Source organism: Nitrospirota bacterium (genome assembly GCA_040755395.1).
In the GTDB taxonomy this organism is placed as follows: domain Bacteria; phylum Nitrospirota; class Nitrospiria; order Nitrospirales; family Nitrospiraceae; genus DATLZU01.
Genome location: JBFMAX010000001.1, coordinates 583,501 through 604,478, shown reverse-complemented (window position 1 = coordinate 604,478; position 20,978 = coordinate 583,501). Strand labels below are relative to the sequence as shown.

Here is a 20,978-nt window from a genome sequence, read left to right as displayed (position 1 = left end):
CCATGACTCATACCGTCAACCTCTATGAGGCGAAGGCCCATCTCTCCGAGCTGCTCGATCGTGTCGAGACCGGGGAAACCGTCATCATCTGCCGCCGCAACAAACCGGTGGCCGAGTTGAAGCCGGTTCGTCCTTCCGGCTTGGCTGAACGACGCCCGATCGGATTGGCGAAGGGGACTATCTCGATTCTCCCTAGCTTCTTTGCACCGCTGCCAGAGGGGATCATCGCCTCATTCGAGGGGCAAGGTCTGTGAACCTTCTGCTGGATACCTGCACCTTTCTTTGGCTCCTCACAGACGACCCGGCATTGTCTTCCTCGTCCCGAGACGCTATTCAGGATCCGGCCAATATGGTGTATGTCAGCGCGGCGTCGTTGTGGTGACAGCCTCATGGCCACAGACCCCAGGCAAACCGGTTGAAACCCTCGGCGCGCCGTGCGGCATCTTCCGGCGGGTTCGTCCAGAGTCCAACACTCACAAGGTCTCGAAGCTGCTGTGCCGTGGCCTCGACCTCTTCGAACCAATAAACTGATCCCACCGGCACCACCCGCTGGGCGGGCTTCGGATGCCACTTGGCCAGATCCCATCCGGAGATCACTTCCGCGCGGGGGACGGCGGCGCAGGCGAGCCGGGCCTCGACGCCATGCAGGTCGAAGCGGATCATGCCCGCGCCATGGTCGCTCATGCCTGTGGGTAGCCAGCCGCCGGGAAAAAGGCCCGGGCTAGTGAGGATAAGGCGGCACCGGCGGGCCTCGATAATCTGCTCGGTCAGATCCGGCTCGCTCGGCACGTCAGCCACCAGACTCGCTCGGGCTGCGTGCCCATCTCCGCCGAACCGTAACATCAATTCAGACGGAACGGTCGCGCCCTCAATGTCGGCAAGAAACCCCACGTCATAGTCCTTGCCATGCGCATGGTGGCGCGTGTGCATCGCGACGGCTTGCAGGGTGAAGAGCTTGCCTTCGGCTGCGCTCCGCTTCTCTGGATCGAGCCCGACACCGACGCGAGTCTCGAGCTTCCACAGATCGGCACTTTTGACCAACATGGTGTCGGGATCGAGATCCAGCCCCTTCAGATAGGCCACCCATCCTTCGTGCGTGAGCCAATAGCCGCTTTCTGGCTTGCTGCGCTCCTGCTCAGGCAGGACAGCAAGCAGCCGGGTCATGGCGGAGGAGTGAATCCCGGCCGGCAAGGCTCTAGGTGTCGTCCGCGCACATTCGAGCGTCCCGTCACCTTTACGCCGGATGACGAGATCCGCCGGCGGGGCGTAGAGCGGCTCGATCCGTCCATCGGTGAACCGGCGCGCGAGTCGGAAGTCCCTGACACGGAATGGACCAGGTTGCTGGGGCGTTCCGATCTCCGGATCCGACACGCGCCCGGCAGCAAATTCCCGAAAGTCCACCCCCTTGTGGGCCAAAAGCGCTGACCGGATCGCCCCCGCTGCCACCGAGGGCCAAGGCGGCACGAGCGAATCGCCGAAGCTCCCCGGATCGCCGAAGAGCTTATTGCCGCGCAGGACCAGCACATCCAGCGGTTCGATGAACAGGGTCTGTCGCGTTGCAGTCGCCACCATGGACTCGGGTTCCTCCTCTTATCGGCTCGTCGCCGCCGGCACCGCTTCTCCCACATCCGTTCCTACTCGTGCTTCGCGTGCGAGAAACTCCGCCACCCCCAGCAGGCGCGAGAGCCACTCGAACCGTTCTTTTTCAGTGACGGTGCAGGCCAGCGCCGCGATCCGGTTCGAGAGCTTGTCGCCCTCGTGCCTGGTCCACGCCTGATCGCTGGAGGTCTGCCGCCGGAATTGGTACGCGAGCAGGTTCCCTACCATGTCTTGCGAAGCGTTGGGTGGGAGATCCGTCACCCACAGGAGGCTGTTGTACACCGCGCGGCGCGAGACCGCCGGATCGGCCAGAAAGTCGCGCAGCTCCAACAGCACGTTGAGCGGTTCGCCCCACTTGGCGGTGAATTCAAGCAGTCCGCCGGATCGTTTGATGACGGTGATGGAAAAGGCATCACGCCCCCCTTCCGTTTTGGCCCGCTTCTCGGCCAGTCGCAGCTCGCGCAGCACCATGGCTAACGGCGCCTGATGATGGGCGATGACCGCGCCACAGGAGGCCGTGGCCTTGGTGCCCATCATCCGCATGAGCCGTCCATCGACATAAGCGTATCCCTTCTTGCACACCAGCGTTCGCTCTTTGGAGTGGCGGCGCACGTCCCTCCAGTCCACATGAGCCTGTGAAGGGTCGTCTCCGCTATAGGCACAACGTAATCGCCGCATGGCCGACAGCACATCGGCTACGGGGAGCATCGCCAACACATCGTCGCCCCCGGCATAGAGCACACGGCCTAGATGTTCGTTCTCGATGATCTCTGGGACCACATGCAAGGCAAAGTCGTTCAGGGCACCGGAAACGGCCAGATGGCGGTTGGGGGACAAGGCTCGCTGTTGCGAGCCGTACGCTTTGAGCCCATTGTTGTGAAGCGCTCGCTCCTCGAACCCCTGACGGACGGTGGGATGGAAACTTTCAAAATAAGAAATGGCATAGGAGGGGTCGCCGGAAAGGATGCGGCCCATGTGATCGCCATCCATCAGCAGGAGGGCATAGTACGTTTCGAGACCTGGCAACTCTTGAGCGCCATCCGCCTGAGCGAACGCCTTTTTGATAAGGGACACCACTTGACGCAGCTCGTGTTCGTTTCCGTCTTCACGCGCTGCATCAAGCAAGGCAGGCAACTGTTTGGCGAATTCAAAGCTGTCTCGCCTGCTGTGCTTCCCAGCAAGCTTTCGGGGCAAGGGGACCGGATCGAGTCCTGTGAGCCGATCTCGAAGCTCTGCACTCATCGGCGCGCCGGCATCGAGCCACTCATCGAGCTGGTGCGCCAGCGCCATGGTATGGGTGGAGACGACAAAGCGCGGTACCTGACCCGCTTGTTGACCGGTGACTTGCGCCACCTCCTCTGCAAACAGGGTGGGCCACAGCCGCTTGATGGCCGACAAGCCTCCCAAATGCTCGCCCTTCTTCGCCCATGCGGGTTTCTCGTCGGCAATTTTCGCCCATAGCGTTTCGACGTGCTCGCCCGGTTTGAAACTTTTATCCCTCGGACTCTTTCGCTTGCCAGCCTGCACGGTCAAAAGATCAGGGTCGTCCGTAAGCCATTCGTTCTCGCCGGTCAATGAATCACGCCAGCCCATCTGTTTCTGTTGGTCGAACGGCCGGGCACTCTTCGCCGAAGCCAGCACGCGTTCGGCCAGGTCGTACACCGCCGGATAGAATACGCCAGGCTTGGGGGAGAAGAAGGTGATCCCATCAGCGAACTTCGCCTCCTTCTGCAACACCTGCCATGCTGCGGTCGCAAGAAAACCGCAGGCTTGCCCTGCCGCCACCCCGAAGAAGGGCGCCATCGCCTCGGACAACCGCGTGACGTCGAGACCGGTTTGCTTGTCCTGGCTGTTTGAGCGAATCAGTGAAAACGGAACGACCGCCCAATGGACCTCGGGAAAGCCTCTAAGCTGATCCCGCATCTGCACATGGCAGTGCTTTTCCGTGTCGTCAGTTAACCCTGCTGTTCTTAGCAGGCGATCCACAACTTTTTTCCCAAGCTCTTGGATCCAGGTGCGGACCTTGGTCATCACCGAGTGAGCAATATCTTGAGCCTCCGAAGCCGGCACCACCGCGACGAAGCGATTGGGGAGCGCCGCGGCGAACAAGGGATTGGCGTCGGTCATCCTCTTTGCCCATTGACTGCCGTCGAACCACTGGGCCGGCAGGCACATCTCATCTCGCAACCACACATCCACCTGTGGAACGCCGCGTAGTCGTGGAAACACAATCGCATCAGGCCCAAGCCGCTCACAGACGACCTTCATCGCTTCCCACGACAAGCGTGAAAGCAGGTGAGATCCGGCCCAGAGGTCGGACGTGGAACGTGCCGCGGCAATAAAGGACTGCACCGGGCCGATAGAGAGCGTTAACAGGGCCGCCTCGCCTTGAGGATCGGCTGCAAAGGCCCCAGCGAAGGCTGATGTCAGGTCCAAGTGATCCCAGATCGAGTGATCCGGCACCCGTGTATCGGCAGGGAGCAGCGGCCAGAGATGGCCGAGCTTTCCACCAGCTTCATCCTCCCGCAACTCAGGCCCAAAGCGCCAGAAGGCGAGGAGGGTTCGCTGCCAGTCGACCTGTTCCCCCTCTTTAAGGATAAGGCTGGAGAAATGGTTGAAACTCTGTGTTTTGATGTCTCCAATATCGGTCTCGCCGAGATCGCCCAGGTCAAATTCTTGCCCTGTCAGCGGATGGATCAACACGGGCCGTTCGGTCCAGCGTACACGAGCCCAGTCTTTCACCTGGACTATCTCGCCGTTGCCCGTCTGCGCTGTTATCGCCTCGACCGGCCACTGCGGGCGATCGGCACCCGCTGCCCACCAGTCAGCGCGCTTGACGGTTTTGTACATCGTGATCGGGATGCCCTTCTTGAAGAGAACCGTATCGAGCACTTGGGCATTATCAGGGTCGAGCCAGTCCTTTACGGGCAACGTGTGGAAGCCCAAGTCCCGATGTAGTGCCCGGCTCGTTCCGCCCTCGTGACCTGCCGGATCGCGCAGAAGCACCAGCGCCTTTTCGGCCGGGTCGTGGAGCCGGGCATGGAGTTTGGTTTGCCAGACAAGATCGTTGCTCATGTGCTACTCCTTGACCCGTTCGAGCGTGACTTTATCCAGATCCGGCTTCAGCTTACTCCGTCGGTCCTGATGGGAAATCATGCCGTACGTCCGGCCGCCTGGCTTGCACAGCTCATCAAGCAGGGCATGAACAGTTTGCCAGGTGGCCTCGATCGCGTACCGATTCGGGTTCGGATTGAACTCCGGCGGCGGCAGGCAAGGCACGTGAAAAATCACCCCGCGCAGTTTCTTGGGACTTCCTTCGTCAGGGCGCACCTTGAAGCGCAGGCTGTTGGAAAGTCGCAGTTTCTTTTTCTGCCAGTCACGGACCTTGTGAGTCGTGGTGGGATAGGACAACCAATGGCGGGGCTCCACGGTCGCATGCGGCGGCTGAACGCTAGGAAATACAAACTGCGTCCGCAGCCCGATCTTGATGATTGCGAGGTCGCGCATGAGGGTCTTCCAGTCTTCATAGGCCTTGGCGGTCTGCCAGATCAGAGGACCACGGTCGTCCTTACCGATCGCATGGGGCCAGTCGCGGTCGAGGCACTTGTTCCAATCGCGGAGCGGTACCCCGCCCGTGGGTACTCTGCCATCACCCTTCCCCTCTTCCAGGGGGAGAGGGACCATCGAGAACGAACCCCAGCCGTTCCGGCTTCTCCCGCCCAACGTGCCGTAGCGGTCCATGAGCCAGAGGGCGCGCCGGATGCGCGGAGCCTCTTCTTCTGGCACTGCTAGCGAGAGCGTGGCTGATTCATCGGCCTGGATTGCCGCATTGGCCTTGAGCTTCGGCTGATTGGCGCCACGTGGTAGCGTCACCGGTCCGTATCCCAGATAAAGATCGCTGCCTACAGGGAACCGAACCTCGGGGTGCTTAACGGTGGTCAGCGGCTGCCAAGATTTCAGCTTCCCTTCATCCCATCGATCGAGTCGGATGCGCACGAGACTCTTGCGCGCTGCGACCTTTTGCCCATGGCTATCACGATCCTCGTCGAGCCAGGCATGGCCGAAGAGCTTGCCCTCTTCCTGTCGCATCTCTGCGGCGTTGGCCCTGAAGCTGTGTTCGGCAGCGTACACCACCCGCCACCATTGCCTCAGCAGCGCCTTGAACGGCGGCGTCCGCCACTGGCCGCTCTGCTCGGCGTTCCCCAGAAAGGCCGGGGTGAGGAACCGGACGGTGTACTCGATCTTCGTCATCGTGCGCTCCTACAGCGCGATGCGCTGCTTCGCAACGTTCCCCCTCACCGTCGCCTCTCCCCCGATGGGGGCGAGGGACAACAATCAAGAGACGGATCGCTCATCCGCGCTACCGAGTGGCCTGGTAGATGGCCGGGCGATAGCGTGGGACGGGGATCGGTTTCCCGGCCGCTTTCGCGGCCTCCAGCCATGCAGCCTTAGCCCGCTCGACCTGCGCCAGCGCTTCTTCCGGCGTACGGCCGAAGGCCGAGCAGGATTCCAGGTCCGGAATGTCCGCGATGTACCCGCCGTCCTCCTCGCTGAAAAAAATGTTGATGTGGTAATCGCTCATGGTTCGTCCTCCAGCCGGAGATTGTATCGTTCCACTAGTCGCAAGAATTGGCGGATCTGGTAGGGCTTGGCTTCTCCGTCAACCTCCTGAAGATTGACCAACTCGGCGAGTTGCCGGATGCGCGAAGATGTGATGACTCCCGCTCACCCGCGCGAGTCTGAACTGAAATCCCTCGATGAGTTTCACCATGTCCGCGAAGGCGACATTGTGGACCGCTCCCTGGGCCAGTCGCTTGAGTAACTTCTTGCGGTTCATTCACGCCCCGGCGAACTCGTCGGCGTCCCCGACAAACGCCGGGGTGAGAAACCGGACGGTGTACTCAAGTGTCGTCATGGTGTGCTCCTGTCGCGCAACGCGCGGCTTCGCAACGTTCCCCCTCACCTTCGCCTCTCCCCCCGGAAGGGGCGAGGGGGGAACATCTGAGGCCGTCAGCCAAGCCCCTCCAGCAGAATGGCGGTATGTTCTTTCACCTGGTCCATGAAGAACCGGACGACCGTGTCCCGCGCCGGAGCCGAAAGGAGGCGCGGCTCCGGGTCCCTTGCGGCATCGTCGAAATACGCCAGGGACTTGGCGATATGGGCCGGGTTGGGCCGCGGATCGGTGTACATCGCCCGGAGCCGTTCGACGATCCGGCGCAGCAGCCGTTCTTGCAGGATCGTATACAGGTCGTAGAAATCCTTCTTGGCGCTGTGTTGGCTCACTGTGATGAGCTTCCTCGCGCCAATTTCCCCGATCGGTGCCAGCGGGCGACCACTGCAAACGGTCCGTGGGAGGACCAAAGGCCGGGCGGAAGGCGAGGAAGGTGCACCGCACGGTCCCGACCAGACATTCGACGGTCTCGGTCCGCTCTTGGATCATCGTCATCGGTCGCCCGAGCTCGCTGAGTCTCTGTGGCAGTCCGGGTGGGAAGGCGTCCGAGCGGCAGAACCAGTCGAAATCCACGGAGACCCGGTGGCCGAGTTGCAGTGCGAGTCCGGTGCCGCCGGCGAGGACGAAGTCCGTGCCCGCCGAGCTCGCGCAGAGGTCCGGCGCCAGCTCGCGCGCGTCCGGCGTCAGCGCGTCAAGCCGCAGCAAGGTACAGCCTCCAGAAATTTCGGTCCCGCTCCGGCAACCGTCGGCTCTGGTGAGCGATCTCGCGCAGCCGCTCCGGCCGGTAATGGGCCAAGAGCCACTGAAACGTCTCGGGCGTGGTTTTCTCCATGAGCCGCTCGGCGATGAACTGTTCGTGTGCGACGGGATCCAACCAATCGAAATCTGTGTCCCAGAAATACGGCCGCAAAAACTCAGGCAGCGCCACATCGCTCATGTCGGGTCCTCCGGTTCCGGCAGAGCGCCGAGGTCCAGCGCCGGGATCTCCGGTAATTGGTTGCCGATGGCGCCACGGATCGCGCCGTACATCCCCACGGTGTTCGTCATGAGCCGCTCGATCTGCTTGGCGCGCTCGCTCCAGAGTTTCTCCATCGCCCGTCGCTCCTTCGCCAATTGGTCTTCCATCGCCTTGAACGTCTCGACCAGCGCCTCCACACGGTGGCGGAACTCGTCTCCGGAGAGGTACCGGTAGAGGGCGGCCATCTTCTCCTGCATGCCCTCGGCGGCTTGGCGGGCGAATGCCACGCGAACGAGCTGCTCACGCAGGGCGGCGGCGAGCGGGAGATAGCAGGCCAGGCTCGTCACCCACACGCCGTCCACCAGGCCGAAGGTCCGCACGTCGTCGGGCAAGGTGACGGACACCAGGACCGCGACACTCGCTCCCACGGCCCGCTGGTCATCCTTGAGCTTGGTGAGCCAGGCTGGACTCCAGGTCTTGGTGTTCTTGGCCTCCCAGATGATTGTCCCGCAGGGACGAAGTTGCCCATCCCGCACCTCCTGGATCACATCCGCACCGCGTATGCCCTTGGACACCGGACGGATCTCGTCCTGGGGGAACGTCCGCGCCAGCACGGTTTCCAGGTCGAGTTCCAACACTTCGCCCTGCCGCTCCTGGGAGCCCTGCTCGCTCTTGCGGCGAGCTTCCTCGAGCAGCGCCTTGAGGTCCTCGATCTGCTTGTCCTTCTCCTTGAGCTTGAGCGCCTGCTCCTCGGTCGCCGCCCGGCGGATCTGCTCTTCCAGCTTCTGCTTTTCGGCGTCCACGCGGCGTGCCACTTCCAGGTCCAGCTCGCGGGCCCGCTCTTCGAGCGCGAGTTTCTCCTTGCGCAGTGCCAGCTCGGCTTCCTGGGCCTCGCGGGTCTTGCGCTGCTGCTCGGCTAATTGCTCGCGCAACAGGCGGAGGTCTTGCTCGCCCTGCTCCCTCGCGCGGGTCTCCGCTTGCCGCACGGCGGCCAGGAGCTGCGCGTCATAGCGCTGTTTGAGATCGGTCTCGACTGAGGCGCGCACCTGCGCGAGCAGCGCGTCCGAGAGCGCAATCGGCTCTCCGCACTTCGGACAGGTGATTTGGCTCGGCGTCATGGCGATTCCTTTCGTGTCCTACGGGCATGTCCTCATGCCTGGCGGCAGCATAAACAGAGATGCCTCTCGCGTCCACTCTGGAAATATTGCCGCAACGTTGCTGTCCGGTTAGCCTTCCTCCCGTATCTTGGTTTTATCGAGCGCAAGGCCGTAGACGGTCTCGCCACGTGTTCCACCGGAGCGGATTCGATAAGGGTTCTCATCCGGCCCCATCCCGAGCGACCGTTCCAGTCTGCTGTTGACCTTCCGAATCAAGGATCGGAATTGATTGGCGATGTCTTTGTCGTCCGTCGCATTCGTCAGGATCGGCATCCCGCCGCCGCGCTCTGCGAGAATCGTCTTTGTCTGCGCCCATGTGTCCTTGGTAAACCGGACGTAACACTCCATGCAGTCGCCGCAGGTTTCCAGATCGGGGCGGGCGCAGTGGGACATCTTCGTCCTGGCCAACGCGCGGTAGACGGTCATGCCCGCCGGGGAGAGCGCGATCCGGCTCGCGCCGATGCGTAGGACGTTGTCCCTCGGATGAACCCGAACCGGCTCCGGATCGACGAGGAATTGAAGCCGCCGTTGGGCGGTTGCCGCAATCCCGCTCAGCGTTGCCTCAGTGGCCAGGTGCTCCGCGGCCAGGAGGCCGCGCAACCGGACATAAGGCAATTCCGCCAGTTCGATCGTGGCCGTCCGGGCATCCAATCGGCGTCCATCGCGGAGCACCAGCCTCCGTGAGCGTTTCGGCGGATAATAAAATTCCGGATGCGATTCGAACTCCGGCGGGACCAGCACGTGATACAGCCGGTCGTCCGGCCGCCCGTACAATTGCAACGCGGCGGCCAGGAGCACCCCCATCGTCTTGCGGCCGCCGGCAACGGAGCAGTGGAGGCGGGTATCGGCTCGGCTCGTCTGCTTACGGATGAACTCGGCGATCTGGTCGGCAATCGCTCGGTTGTCCCGTTCGGTGCGGACGTCGTCCAGCGGCTCGCCGTCGGCTGTTTCCAAGAGGATGATGGAGTTCGGCCCGCAACGGGGAACGGGTTTAGGCCGGTACTCACTGATGTAGCGAGCCAGCGCGCCCTTTAACCCGAGGAGCGCGCGGAGGCACTGGTCGCGACCGGCTAGGGTGGTGAGAATCCAGATCTGAGTCGGATGAATCGGCGGGGTGCGGTGATGCAGCGCCCAGAGCGTTTCGGTGACGACTTGAGGAGTGAGCCCACAGACCGCCACTAAGACGTCGCGCATGCGTTCTCGCTTCAGCCGGCGGGCATCATGCGAAATCCGCAGTCGCCTGTCAAGGCAGGCTTTTACCGCGTCGCATCGCGCAGGTCGCGCGAGTCTCGCCGGTCTCGCGCGGGAGGCCTCAACCCACGATCCGCCCGACCAGATCGTACGTCGCGGCTTCGGTGATTTGGACCGTGACGAAGTCGCCGGCCCCAGGGAAAGGCCGGTCTCGGCCGGCCTGGGCTGGGCGGGTGAGAAAGTCGGGCCGGTCTCGGCCGGCCTGGGCTGGGCGGGCGAGACAGTCGGGCCGGTCTCGGCCGGCCCGCGGCGGGCTGGTGGGATCGCCGGCCACGTCGTTGATGTACACCACGCCGTCGATGTCCGGCGCCTGGCCTTCGTGCCGGCCCTCCAAGAGGAGATCGGTTTCTTCCGACGGCCCGTCCACCAGCACCTCCAGCGTGCGGCCGATCTGCTCTCGGCTTTTGGCCGAGGCGATCGACTCCTGAATGGCCAGCAATTCGTTGCGCCGTTCTTCCATCACGGCGCGATCGACTTTGTTGTCGAGTTCAACCGCCGGCGTGCCTTCTTCGTCGGAATAGAGAAACACCGCCACCCGGTCGAATTCCATCTCGCTCACGAACCGTTTGAGTTCCGCGAACGCCGCGTCCGTTTCTCCGGGGAACCCCACGATGAAGGCGGTGCGGAACGTGACGCCGGGAATTCGAGCCCGCATCCGCTCGACCAGGGCGGTGAGATACGCCTGATCGCCCAGACGGTGCATGCGCTTCAGCATTGTGTCGTTGATGTGTTGCAACGGCATGTCGATGTACGTGGCGATCTTTTCCTCGCCGGCGTACAGATCGAGCAGTTCATCCGTGACCTGCTGCGGATAGAGATAGAACGGCCTGATCCAGCGGAGCTCCTTCACCTTGAGCAGCTCACGGAGCAGGCTCACGAACCCCTGGCGCAAACCCAGATCGATGCCGTAGTTGATCGTGTCCTGGGAAATGAGATTGATCTCTTTGACCCCTTCCGCTGCCAGCCGTCGCGCTTCCGCGACGATCGACTCCACCGGCCGGCTCCGCTGTTTGCCGCGCATGAGCGGGATCGCGCAGAAGGCGCAGTTCCGGTTACAACCCTCGGCGATCTTCACATAGGCGCTGTGGGCCTTCCCCAACCGGACGCGCGGCGCCAGTTCGTCGTAGAGATAAGGCGGGGGGCTGAACCACATGCGCCGGGCGGTCCGTTTCGGTCGCAAGAGCGCCCGGCAGATCTCGGCGATCCGGCCGAACTCGCCGGTCCCCACGACCGCGTCCAACTCCGGCAGTTCCTTCAGCAATTCGCCCTGATATCGCTGGGCCAGGCAGCCGGCGGCGATCAGGACTTTGCAGGACCCCGACTGTTTCAATTCGCCGTGCTCGATGATGGCGTCGATGGATTCCTGTTTGGCCTCTTCGATGAAACCGCAGGTGTTGATAATCACCACCTCGGCCTTCTCCGCGTCGGCGGTCAGCTCGAAGCCGTTCGTGAGGAGCGACCCGAGCATGATCTCGGAATCCACCTGGTTCTTGGAGCAGCCCAGGTTCACGAAGCCGATCTTCGGTTTCCACAAACCCACAGACTTGGGCTGATTGAGTCGTGACGACATAGCAAGGTGAGTCTACGGGAGGTTTGAGAAGACTGTCAATCAGCGGGTATGTACAGAGAGAGGGTGTGATGCATCATATGTTGTTGGAAAACAAGAGATTGTCGTGGTCATTAAAGTTGTTGACGAGGAGAGAGTGTAGCTTGTAATGTAGAAGGCGCGCTGAGAGCACGTTCTGACGTGCGTTGATCCCTTCACTGGGGGTCGCTCAGCGTTTTTTTATGGCCAAAACTTCAATCCGTGTCTCTTCCCAGTACGTGGGTCACCTGTAATCTTACCTCTTATGATATTGTAAAAAGCTTCTTCGGGAGTGGGGTTTCTGTGGGCAACGTATAATGCACCAACCACAAAGTCAGCAAGCTGAATTCCAACGCTATATTCCGACGGCGTCAGGAACACTCCTTCAATTATATTGGTAAAGGTCGTCCAGTAACTGCCACGTGACATCAGTCGGTCATAAAAAGCCCTAAGCCGCATATCCTGTCTTTCGTGGCGACGATCCTGAACAACAATACCTTGGTCCCGAGCAGCCCGAAGGTAGTACTGATATCTTTCGATACAGAAGGTTACGGCAAAGTCGTAAAACTGTGAAGAATCTTTACCCAAGCTACGAGCTTTCTGAACGTCGATGACAGAACCAATTACCCTAGCCTTTTCGCATTTTCTGATTAACCCAAGCACTTGCCTGGCAAAAGCCCCCCTTTCTTGAGCAGTTAAGCTCCTCAAGGGATTTGTATGTCCCCCTTGATGGCGAGTGTGTCGCCACTTCACTTCTACATCGGCTCCGATATTGCAGGAAGTTTTAACTGCAGCGAGTCCGTCCCTAAGAACTGGCCAATCTGCCGCATTTACAATGAGCCCACCTACCACCATAATCGGTGTCGTGCCAAAAGCTTCTCCCGATTCGTCCAGAAAAAAGAGCCTCAAGGTAGTCTCCTAAGAACTAGGGAGGAATATCGACCGCGCATTATAATGGCCCTTTACTACCATGACAATGATGGTACAGTGACTTTACTTTCTTGAAGATGACGGCGCTATGATCCGCACCTTCCAAGGCATCAAGCCGACGATTCCGAAGTCCTGCTTCATCGAGGAGACGGCCGTCGTCATCGGCGACGTGGTCTTCGGCGAGGACTCGAGCGCCTGGTTCCACGCCGTGATCCGGGGCGATGTGAACTACGTCCGCATCGGGCACCGGACCAACGTCCAGGACCTCTGTGTGCTCCACGTCACCCATGACACGGCGCCGCTCGTCATCGGCGACGACGTGACGATCGGCCACCACGTGGTCCTGCACGGCTGCACGATCAAGGATCGCGTGCTCGTCGGCATGGGCGCGATCATCATGGACGGCGCGGTGATCGGCGAGGATTCGGTCGTCGGCGCCGGCGCGCTGGTCACCGAGGGCACGGTCGTGCCGCCCAAGAGCGTGATCCTGGGCGCGCCGGCGCGAGTGAGGCGGCCGGTGACCGACGAGGAGTTGGCCTGGATCAGAGAGTCGGCTCAGAACTACGTCAACTACGCCCGCCAATACCTGGCCGATCCGGCAAAATCAAAGACCGGATTCAAAGTGTGAGGCCGGTCGTTTCATCCTCTCCCCTCACCCGAGGGGAGAGGGAAGGGTGAGGGGTGGAGCCGATCCGCACAAAACACACCGGGTCCCCGACGGTCGCGGTGGGGTACCGCTCATCTCCCACGCGATAGGGAATGCCTCGCCGGTGGCACCATTCGGCGATCCAGACCAATTCCTCCGTCGAGGTCGTGACCAGCGCGGGAAGCGCGAGCTTACGCAGGCACCGGTCAGCCAGAATCCTCACAATGCGGCGCTCGCCTGCAAACTTCTTCGGATCGAATGTGACAGGATCGGCCCGGCCATAGGAAAGCGCGGCCAGATCGGGAAACCGTTCCGGATCGTTCAACACGCTGACGATCCAGAGATGATCGAAAACGCCCGGCGCCGTCCCCGCGTCAGCAGCCGCGAACTCAAAAGGCAACCCCTTGCAGGCCTGGTTCAGCACCGCCACCTCGTCGGCCCGCAGGTTATAGGCCGTCACCTCCCGGCCGAGTTCCAGCGTTTCCATCGCCAGCAAGGGGATCTCCGCCACCCCCGCGCCGACGTAGAGACTCCGCCCGTCCGGCTTGAGCCGCGCCATCAGCGCCTCGGCCAGCTTGATCCCCAACCGCCGGCACGGCCCGCGCTTGACTTTCCAAAACGCATCCCCGCCCTCGTCGCAGTACACGCTGCCGAGGGTGGAGTAGTCGAGCGCGTCAAAGATGCGGCGGATGGTGCGGAAGGTTGTGGAACGGAGGCGGCGCTTGGTGCTTCTCATGATGGAGATTTCACAGGAGACAGTGAGTCACGTTTAAGTCAAGTGGTGAGTCAGGGATGGGTACGGCTCTCACGCCGCTTCAGCAGAAAGGACACCGTGCGGGCGAGGTAGGAAGCAGGTCAGCGGCAGATCACCGAAGCCGTAGATAGTCGTCCACGGAAAATCCGGCGTCCTTCAGGATGCGCAGCGCCAGGCCTCGCCCAAGATCACAGCCGGTATGGATCGGAATCGTCACGGAAACCTGACGGGCTTCGTGCCAGAGCGTCAGTGGCTACCAGATTGACGATCTTCTATGAAACCCTGAGTCTTAAGGAAGCGGACAAGGTCTTGGGCAGTGACCTGGGGCATCCGACTCATTACGGAACCCCAACCGTCAACTCCTCCACATGCACAAGGTTCTCATTCTGCGGGACCGGCTGGCCGTGGGCCAGGAGGGAGGCAATGTGCTGCTGGATGGCTTCGCGGATATTCCGCCTGGCCTCCTCGATCGTCTTGCCATTGCTGAAACAGCCTGGCAGCGTTGGGCTGTAGGCTGAATAGCCCTGATCGTCCGACTCCTTCTCCACCACGATCTCGAAGTGATAGAACGTCATCCTGAACCTCTCCGCGGCGGATTATAGCAAACCGCTGATCCAAAGCCCACAAAGAAGAAGGGTCGAGATGCCCCACACTGTAACTCCTTTCGGATGTTGCGGCGGAGGAAGGCTGGAAGAGGTCATCGAGGCGACTGCGGGCGGCGAAGTCGAAGAGACCGTTTCAGGTCGGGCAAAAACGGGGTCGGGAGTCTTTCTTGCTGAAAGCGGTCCAGGAAAGAAGCGGTCAGAAAAGGAGCAGCCTGAAACGACTCCCGACCCCTTTCTTCGAGACGACGACCCCTTTCTTCGAGGACCTGAAGCTCGAGTCGCTGCTGAATCGGCTCAAATCAAATTCCGGCTTCAGCACTCTACGTGCCTTTCAGGAAGGTGCCCGTAGTCTTTCCGGATCTAGCAATCGCTTCTTTGACTGTTATGAATGTGGCCTACCGGCAAGCTCTAACGCCGACGCAGTGACGGCCGAAGCGACCTTGCTCAGGAACTCCATGTTCACCGTCTCGATGGTATCCGTCGGCTGGTGGTAGTGGGGATTGCGGAAGTTGGCCGTGTCGGTGAGCATGACGGCGGGGGAGCCGTAGTGCCAGAAGGAAGCGTGGTCGCTGCGTCTGGTGTCGGGGAGGAGTTCCCCGTTGCCGGGGACCACCAGCGACACGACCGGCACGTGCGGCTTTGCCGCCTGTTCGACAGAGGCGGTGAGGGCCGCCGAGGCGGCGTTGCCGATGACGCCTAGGAAGTTGCCCGTTGAAGGCACGGCGATCGGGACGCCCGGCGGGACCTGCTGCGTTCCTTCCTCAGAGCGCGCATAGCCGACACATTCCAGGACGATCGCGCCAAGAATGTTCTGGTCGGTCGCTCGCAGATGTGCGGCATAGGCCAGGCTACCGAGCAGGCCTTGCCTTTCTGCAGGCAGGTCTTCCTCTTCCAGATTGAAGGCGATGAATCGCACAGGCCGACCCAGCGGAAGGTCGCGAAGCCGACGCGCGACTTCCAGCAGCACCGCCACCCCGCTGGCGTTGTCGTCGGCGCCGGGCGAGCCCATCACCGTGTCGAAGTGGGCCGCGAGGATGAGCGGCGGTCCGCCTCTGGCTGATGCAGTCAGTGGGAGGCGCGTTGCGATCACGTTCCGATACGTCCCGCCGAGCGCCTCGAACTCGTGCGTAGCGACCTCGTAACCCAGCGCGGCGAATTGGTCTCGGAGATAGTGTTCGGCTTGGAGCAACGCGGCAGGTGAGGTCTGGGGATGGCGCTCGCCGACGAGGGCCTGGAGGTGGGCGTACAAACTCTCGTGAGAAGACATGCGTCAATCGTTAACCGTTAAACGTGTGGAAAGCGGAACATGTCTCCTCCGTTCAGCGAATAACGATGAACGGTTCACGCCGGTTGTCGCTCATGCCACGATCTCCGTCCCGATGCCTTTGTCCGTGAACACTTCGAGCAGGATCGCGTGGGGCATGCGGCCGTCGATGATGTGCGCCTTGCGGACACCCCCGTCGAGCGCCATCAGACAGGCATGGACTTTGGGCAACATGCCCTCGCCGATCGTGCCCTTCTTCACCATCCGCTGCATATCTTTGCGCGACAGGGTGGAGACGTGCCGGCCTTTCGCGTCGCGGATGCCCTTGACGTCGGTCAGTACCAGCAGCTTTTCGGCTTTGAGCGCGCCGGCGACTGCCCCGGCCACCAGATCGGCGTTGATGTTGTACGTGTTGCCGGCGCGGTCGGTCCCGATCGGCGCGATGACCGGGATGAAGTTCTCCTGCTGGAGCTTTTCGATGACGCGCGGATTGACCGATTGGATGTCCCCCACCAGGCCGAAGTCCTCCTCCGGCGAGCCGTCGTGTTCCGTCCCGATGCTTTCCGCCCAGGCTTTCATGGTCAAGGGCTTCGCGTGGATGAGATCGCCGTCCTTGCCGGTCAGCCCGACGGCCCGCCCGCCGTGTTGATTGATGAGCGCGACGATTTCCTTGTTGATCTTGCCGCCCAACACCATCTCCACGATGTCCATCGTCGCCCGGTCGGTGATCCGCACGCCGTGCCGGAACCTGGCTTCCAGCCCCAGCGTATCCAGCATCTTGTTGATCTGCGGCCCGCCGCCGTGCACGATGACCGGGTTGAGGCCGACGTATTTGAACAGGACGACGTCCAGCGCAAAGCGATCCTTCAGCGCATCCTCCGTCATGGCCTTGCCGCCGTACTTGATCACGATGGTCTTGCCGGCGAACGTGCGGATGTACGGCAGGGCCTCGACGAGAATGTTGGCTTTTCTGATGAGTTTGTTCATTGCAGGCTCCTGCTGCGAGATGCGCGCGAAGCGCGAGACAGGCGAGAGGTGCGAAAGCCGTTTCGCGCCAGTGGCCCGTCGCGCCAGTCTCGCTCAAAGGATAAACCGGCTCAGGTCCTGATCCTTCACGATGTCGCGCAGGCGGTCTTTGACGTACTGCGCGTCGATGACGACCTTCTTGTCGGGCCACTCGGGCCCTTCGAACGACACCTGTTCCAGCAGCCGTTCCATGATCGTGAACAGGCGGCGGGCCCCGATGTTTTCCGTCCGGTCGTTCACCTGCACGGCCGTCGCGGCGACCTCCTCCACTCCGTCCTTCGTGAAGTCCAGCGTGAGGCCTTCGGTCGCGAGGAGCGCCTGGTATTGCCGGACCAGCGCGCCCTTCGGTTCGGTCAGGATCCGGATGAAGTCCTCTTTGGTCAGCGGGCTCAACTCGACCCGGATGGGGAACCGGCCCTGCAATTCGGGAATCAGGTCCGAGGGCTTGGCGACGTGGAACGCGCCCGCGGCGATGAACAGGATGTGGTCCGTCTGGACCGGGCCGTACTTCGTATTCACGGTCGAACCCTCGACGATCGGCAGCAGGTCGCGCTGCACGCCCTCCCGCGACACATCGGGGCCGACGCTCCGCTCGCGCCCGGCGATCTTGTCGATCTCGTCCAAGAAGACGATGCCGGCCTGCTCGACCTTGGCGATCGCCTCCCGCACCACTTCGTCCATGTCGATCAGCTTCTGTGCTTCTTCCTGGGTGAGATGTTTCAGCGCCTCCGGCACTTTCATCAAGCGCTTTTTCTTTTTGCCCTGGAACATGCCCCCGAGCATCTCGCGCAGGCCGCTTTCCAGCTCCTCCAGCCCGCCGACGTTCGAGATGACGCCGATCGGCAGCGCCCGGTCCTTGACTTCCAGTTCGACGGTCCGGTGATCGAGCTTGCCTTCCCGCAATTGGAGACGCAGCTTCGAGCGAGTGGCTTCGTACGACTCCGCGCCCGGTTGCGCGGCGTCCGGCCGGCCTATCTCTTCGAAGAAGCCGGGACGCGGCGTGGCGGGGGGCAGCAAAAGATCGAGCAGCCGCTCCTCCCCGAGCCGCTCCGCCTTGTGCTGCACGTCGTCCAGATGTTTCGCCTTGACCATGTTGACGGCGAGCTCCGTGAGGTCCCGGATGATGGACTCCACGTCCCGCCCGACGTACCCGACCTCGGTAAACTTCGACGCCTCGACTTTGAGGAACGGCGCCTGAGCCAGCTTGGCGAGCCGGCGCGCGATCTCTGTTTTGCCGACGCCGGTCGGGCCGATCATGATGATGTTTTTCGGCATCACTTCGTCGCGCAGGTCGGGCGTCAACTGCTGCCGCCGCCAGCGGTTGCGCAGGGCGATGGCGACCATGCGCTTCGCGTCGCGCTGGCCGATCACGTAGCGGTCCAATTCCTCGACGATCTGCCTGGGTGTGAGGTTGTTGAGATTGGGCAGGGCCGGCTGTTGGTCCGACATCATGACGTCGCGGGGCTCACCGTTTGAGTTCTTCGATCAGGATCTGCTGGTTGGTGTAGATGTCGATGCCGCCGGCGATCGCCATGGATTCCTCGACGATCCGGCGCGCGTCCAAGGTCGAATGGCCGAGCAACGCGCGCGCGGCCGCCAGCGCATAGGGCCCGCCGGACCCGATCGCCAGGATGCCGTCTTCCGGCTCCACCACGTCGCCGGTGCCCGAGATCACGAACGAGTGGTCCAGGTCGGCGACGGCGAGCAGCGCTTCCAATCGCCGGAGGATCCGGTCGGTCCGCCAGTCCTTCGCCAGCTCGACGGCCGCCCTGGTCAGGTTCCCGCGATATTCTTCCAGCTTGGCCTCGAACTTTTCGAACAACGTAAAGGCGTCGGCGGTGGCTCCGGCAAAGCCGGCCAGGACGTGGTCGTGGTGCATGCGCCGGAGTTTTTTCGCATTGTGCTTCATCACGGTGGTGCCGACGGTCACCTGGCCGTCGCAGCCCATCGCGACATTGCCGTCCCGTCTCACGCACAGGATCGTGGTGGAGCGAATCGTCATGACCGTCCGGCGTCCTCCTTGTCCTGAACGGGGGATTGCAGCCTCGCCCGGGGATGAGCCTTGTCGTACACGGCCATGAGTTGGCTCGGCGCCAGGTGGGTGTATTTCTGGGTCGTATTGAGCGACGCGTGGCCCAACATTTCCTGAATCGCGCGCAAGTCCGCCCCTTCGTCCAGCAGATGGGTCGCAAACGAATGGCGCAGCGCGTGCGGGCTGACCCGTCCGCCCGGCAGGCTGCGGGAATATTTCGTCACGATGCGGGCGACGCTCCGGGACGTGAGCCGGCCGCCGCGGCTGTTCCGGAAGACGGGCTCAAGGGCGTGATGCGTGATGCGTGATGCGTGACGGGATAACGCATCGTGGTAGTCCCTGATGGCCTCCAGCGCCACGTCCCCGATCGGGACGATCCGCTCCTTGCGGCCTTTGCCGCGCAGTCGCACCAATCCTTCGGCGGCGTGAAGATCGCCCACATTCATCCCGACCAGTTCGCTCACGCGGGCGCCGGTCGAGTACAGCGTTTCGAGTATGGCCCGGTCGCGGCGCGCCAGCAGCGTCTCGGCGTTCGGCAGTTCCATCAAAGCGTCCGCGTCCTCTTTCGTCAGCGCGCGAGGGAGCGGCTTCGGCTGTTTGGGCGTTCTGATGTCCTCGGCGGGGCTCCGCGTGACCACCCCTTCCCTCATGAGGAAGCGATAGAAGCTCCGGAGCGTCGCCAGCTTGCGCGCCAACGAACTTTTTTTCTCCCCTTTCCGGTCCAGCCACGCCAGATAGTTCCGGATCATGGCCGCCTCGATCTCGCCGGGCCGGCGGTCGTCGTTCGCCTGTCCGGAATTTTTCAGAAACGCATGGAACTGGCGAAGGTCGGCCTGATAGCTGCGAATGGTCTCGCGGGACGCTCCCTGCTCCGCGTCAAGAAACGTCACGAAAGCCCGGATCGCGTCTTCCATGCCTCGAGATCCTCTAGCGCGCGTTGGCCGATGAGGCGCCGTTTCTGTTCCTTGTCTCGGATCCTGCTCGGCAGAGGCGGGAACAGACCGAAATTGGTGTTGATCGGTTGGAAATGTCGCGGCTCGCAGGTCGTGATATATGAGAGCAGGCTGCCGTGCGCCGTCGTCGCCGGCGGCGTCACCAGCGGGAGCCCGGCCAGGCCGCGGGCGGCGTTGATGCCGGCCAGGCCGCCCATCGCCGCGGACTCCGTGTACCCCTCCACGCCGACGATCTGCCCCGCGAAGAACACCGTGCCGCGCGCCTTGAGTTGCAACGTCGCCCGGAGCAACAGCGGCGAGTTGATGAACGTATTCCGGTGCAAGCTGCCGTAGCGGAGGAACTCCGCGTTCTCCAAGCCGGGGATCATGCGGAACACCCGCTTCTGCTCCGGGTAGGTCAGCTTTGTCTGAAACCCGACCATGTTGTAACACGTCCCGTGGGCGTTTTCCGCCCGAAGCTGCACGACGGCGTACGGCCGCGCGCCGGTCCGCGGATCTTCAAGGCCCACCGGCTTGAGCGGACCGAACTGCATGGTTTGGCGCCCCCGCTCCGCCATGACCTCGATGGGAATGCAGCCTTCGAAATAGGGAATCTTCTCGAAGTCCTTGGGTTGGACCTTTTCGGCCGCCAGCAGCGCTTCGTAAAATGTGTTGTACGTCTCCTCGTCCATCGGACAGTTCAGGTAATCGTCTCCGCCTTTGTCGTAGCGCGAAGCCCGAAATACCACATTCATGTTGATCGAGTCGGCGTCGATGATCGGCGAGATCGCGTCGTAAAAGTACAGATGTTTGGCGTGGGTCAAGTTGGCGATCGCCTGCGACAGGCGGTCTGAGGTCAACGGTCCGGTCGCGATGATGCACACGCAGTCGGTCGGGATGGCTGTGATCTCCTCCCGAATGATCCGCACGTCGGGATGCGCTTCCAGCGCCTCCGTGACCTTCCGGGCGAACAAGTCCCGGTCCACCGCCAGCGCCGAGCCGGCCGGCACCCGCACTTCGTCGGCGACGCGGACGATCAGCGAATTGAGCCGGCGCATTTCTTCCTTGAGGATGCCGGGCGCGCTCAGGATGTCGCCGGAGCCCAGCGAGTTGGAGCAGACGAGCTCGGCGAGCAGCCCGGTTTTATGGGCTTTCGTGGGCTCCTTGGGCCGCATCTCGTAGAGCGTGACCCGAGCTCCGCGGTTGGCTGCTTGCCAGGCCGCTTCGGAGCCGGCGAGCCCGCCGCCCACGATCACGATGTCTTCACGCATCGCGTTGAAACTCCGGT

At 62.2% G+C, this 20,978-nt stretch carries 22 protein-coding genes and 1 pseudogene; 2 read left to right on the top strand and 21 right to left on the bottom strand.

Going from position 1 to position 20,978, the window contains the following annotated elements; genetic code table 11:
• The first annotated feature begins 2 nt into the window (after positions 1-2).
• Positions 3-254 carry a type II toxin-antitoxin system prevent-host-death family antitoxin gene (locus tag AB1555_03010; protein ID MEW6245662.1) on the top strand — a complete coding sequence of 84 codons (252 nt, stop codon included), beginning with the start codon at positions 3-5 and terminating at the stop codon, positions 252-254.
• A 133-nt stretch (positions 255-387) separates the two neighbouring features.
• Here AB1555_03010 and AB1555_03005 read toward each other — a convergent pair whose 3' ends face one another.
• The 12 genes and pseudogenes from AB1555_03005 to AB1555_02950 all read right to left on the bottom strand — a co-directional run bounded on the left by AB1555_03005 (position 388) and on the right by AB1555_02950 (position 12,410).
• On the bottom strand, positions 388-1,572 hold the full coding sequence (locus AB1555_03005; GenBank protein ID MEW6245661.1) for a type III-B CRISPR module-associated Cmr3 family protein: 1,185 nt from the start codon (positions 1,570-1,572) through the stop codon (positions 388-390).
• Positions 1,573-1,590: 18 nt separating this feature from the next.
• Positions 1,591-4,674 carry a type III-B CRISPR-associated protein Cas10/Cmr2 gene (gene cas10 / locus AB1555_03000; protein ID MEW6245660.1) on the bottom strand — a complete coding sequence of 1,028 codons (3,084 nt, stop codon included), beginning with the start codon at positions 4,672-4,674 and terminating at the stop codon, positions 1,591-1,593.
• Between the two features lie 3 nt (positions 4,675-4,677).
• Positions 4,678-5,850 carry an RAMP superfamily CRISPR-associated protein gene (locus tag AB1555_02995; protein MEW6245659.1) on the bottom strand — a complete coding sequence of 391 codons (1,173 nt, stop codon included), beginning with the start codon at positions 5,848-5,850 and terminating at the stop codon, positions 4,678-4,680.
• Between the two features lie 109 nt (positions 5,851-5,959).
• Positions 5,960-6,181, bottom strand: coding sequence for a type II toxin-antitoxin system HicB family antitoxin (locus AB1555_02990; protein MEW6245658.1), 222 nt, complete (start codon positions 6,179-6,181; stop codon positions 5,960-5,962).
• A gap of 78 nt (positions 6,182-6,259) precedes the next feature.
• Positions 6,260-6,370 (bottom strand): type II toxin-antitoxin system HicA family toxin, encoded by a 111-nt coding sequence (locus tag AB1555_02985; GenBank protein ID MEW6245657.1) that lies wholly within the window; start codon positions 6,368-6,370, stop codon positions 6,260-6,262.
• 239 nt (positions 6,371-6,609) lie between these two features.
• The gene (locus AB1555_02980; GenBank protein ID MEW6245656.1) at positions 6,610-6,960 is read right to left on the bottom strand and encodes a nucleotidyl transferase AbiEii/AbiGii toxin family protein; all 351 of its coding nucleotides are present in this window, start codon (positions 6,958-6,960) and stop codon (positions 6,610-6,612) included.
• A gap of 106 nt (positions 6,961-7,066) precedes the next feature.
• Positions 7,067-7,255, bottom strand: a pseudogene (locus AB1555_02975) (nucleotidyl transferase AbiEii/AbiGii toxin family protein).
• Positions 7,242-7,487, bottom strand: coding sequence for a hypothetical protein (locus tag AB1555_02970; protein ID MEW6245655.1), 246 nt, complete (start codon positions 7,485-7,487; stop codon positions 7,242-7,244). Before AB1555_02970 ends, AB1555_02975 begins: the two are co-directional and overlap by 14 nt.
• A complete protein-coding gene (locus AB1555_02965; protein ID MEW6245654.1) occupies positions 7,484-8,626 on the bottom strand; it encodes a DUF2130 domain-containing protein in 1,143 nt (380 codons plus the stop codon). Before AB1555_02965 ends, AB1555_02970 begins: the two co-directional genes overlap by 4 nt.
• 108 nt (positions 8,627-8,734) lie before the next feature.
• Positions 8,735-9,859, bottom strand: coding sequence for a CRISPR-associated ring nuclease Csm6 (gene csm6, locus AB1555_02960; GenBank protein MEW6245653.1), 1,125 nt, complete (start codon positions 9,857-9,859; stop codon positions 8,735-8,737).
• 118 nt (positions 9,860-9,977) lie between these two features.
• Positions 9,978-11,456, bottom strand: a complete 1,479-nt coding sequence (gene rimO / locus AB1555_02955; protein MEW6245652.1) for a 30S ribosomal protein S12 methylthiotransferase RimO — start codon at positions 11,454-11,456, stop codon at positions 9,978-9,980.
• 246 nt (positions 11,457-11,702) lie between these two features.
• Positions 11,703-12,410 (bottom strand): DUF3800 domain-containing protein, encoded by a 708-nt coding sequence (locus AB1555_02950; protein ID MEW6245651.1) that lies wholly within the window; start codon positions 12,408-12,410, stop codon positions 11,703-11,705.
• Positions 12,411-12,519: 109 nt separating this feature from the next.
• Here AB1555_02950 and AB1555_02945 point away from each other — a divergent pair, with 109 nt between their 5' ends.
• Positions 12,520-13,059: a gamma carbonic anhydrase family protein gene (locus AB1555_02945; protein MEW6245650.1), complete on the top strand. Its 540-nt coding sequence runs from the start codon at positions 12,520-12,522 to the stop codon at positions 13,057-13,059.
• Here the strand turns inward: AB1555_02945 and AB1555_02940 are convergent.
• The 9 genes from AB1555_02940 to trmFO form a co-directional block, all read right to left on the bottom strand.
• Positions 13,049-13,813 (bottom strand): hypothetical protein, encoded by a 765-nt coding sequence (locus tag AB1555_02940; protein ID MEW6245649.1) that lies wholly within the window; start codon positions 13,811-13,813, stop codon positions 13,049-13,051. The genes AB1555_02945 and AB1555_02940 overlap by 11 nt on opposite strands.
• Before the next feature lie 130 nt (positions 13,814-13,943).
• Positions 13,944-14,048, bottom strand: coding sequence for a type II toxin-antitoxin system HicA family toxin (locus tag AB1555_02935; protein MEW6245648.1), 105 nt, complete (start codon positions 14,046-14,048; stop codon positions 13,944-13,946).
• Between the two features lie 121 nt (positions 14,049-14,169).
• Positions 14,170-14,406 carry a type II toxin-antitoxin system HicB family antitoxin gene (locus tag AB1555_02930; GenBank protein MEW6245647.1) on the bottom strand — a complete coding sequence of 79 codons (237 nt, stop codon included), beginning with the start codon at positions 14,404-14,406 and terminating at the stop codon, positions 14,170-14,172.
• A gap of 412 nt (positions 14,407-14,818) precedes the next feature.
• Positions 14,819-15,703, bottom strand: coding sequence for a M28 family peptidase (locus AB1555_02925; protein ID MEW6245646.1), 885 nt, complete (start codon positions 15,701-15,703; stop codon positions 14,819-14,821).
• 90 nt (positions 15,704-15,793) lie between these two features.
• Entirely contained in the window at positions 15,794-16,687 is an 894-nt protein-coding gene (argB, locus tag AB1555_02920; GenBank protein MEW6245645.1) for an acetylglutamate kinase, read from the bottom strand.
• Positions 16,688-16,780: 93 nt separating this feature from the next.
• Positions 16,781-18,178 carry an ATP-dependent protease ATPase subunit HslU gene (hslU, locus tag AB1555_02915; GenBank protein MEW6245644.1) on the bottom strand — a complete coding sequence of 466 codons (1,398 nt, stop codon included), beginning with the start codon at positions 18,176-18,178 and terminating at the stop codon, positions 16,781-16,783.
• Positions 18,179-18,191: 13 nt separating this feature from the next.
• Positions 18,192-18,728, bottom strand: a complete 537-nt coding sequence (gene hslV, locus AB1555_02910; GenBank protein ID MEW6245643.1) for an ATP-dependent protease subunit HslV — start codon at positions 18,726-18,728, stop codon at positions 18,192-18,194.
• Complete coding sequence (gene xerC / locus AB1555_02905; GenBank protein ID MEW6245642.1) at positions 18,725-19,672, bottom strand: tyrosine recombinase XerC; 948 nt, start codon at positions 19,670-19,672, stop codon at positions 18,725-18,727. Before xerC ends, hslV begins: the two co-directional genes overlap by 4 nt.
• Positions 19,645-20,961: a methylenetetrahydrofolate--tRNA-(uracil(54)-C(5))-methyltransferase (FADH(2)-oxidizing) TrmFO gene (gene trmFO / locus AB1555_02900; protein ID MEW6245641.1), complete on the bottom strand. Its 1,317-nt coding sequence runs from the start codon at positions 20,959-20,961 to the stop codon at positions 19,645-19,647. Before trmFO ends, xerC begins: the two co-directional genes overlap by 28 nt.
• Positions 20,962-20,978: the final 17 nt, after the last annotated feature.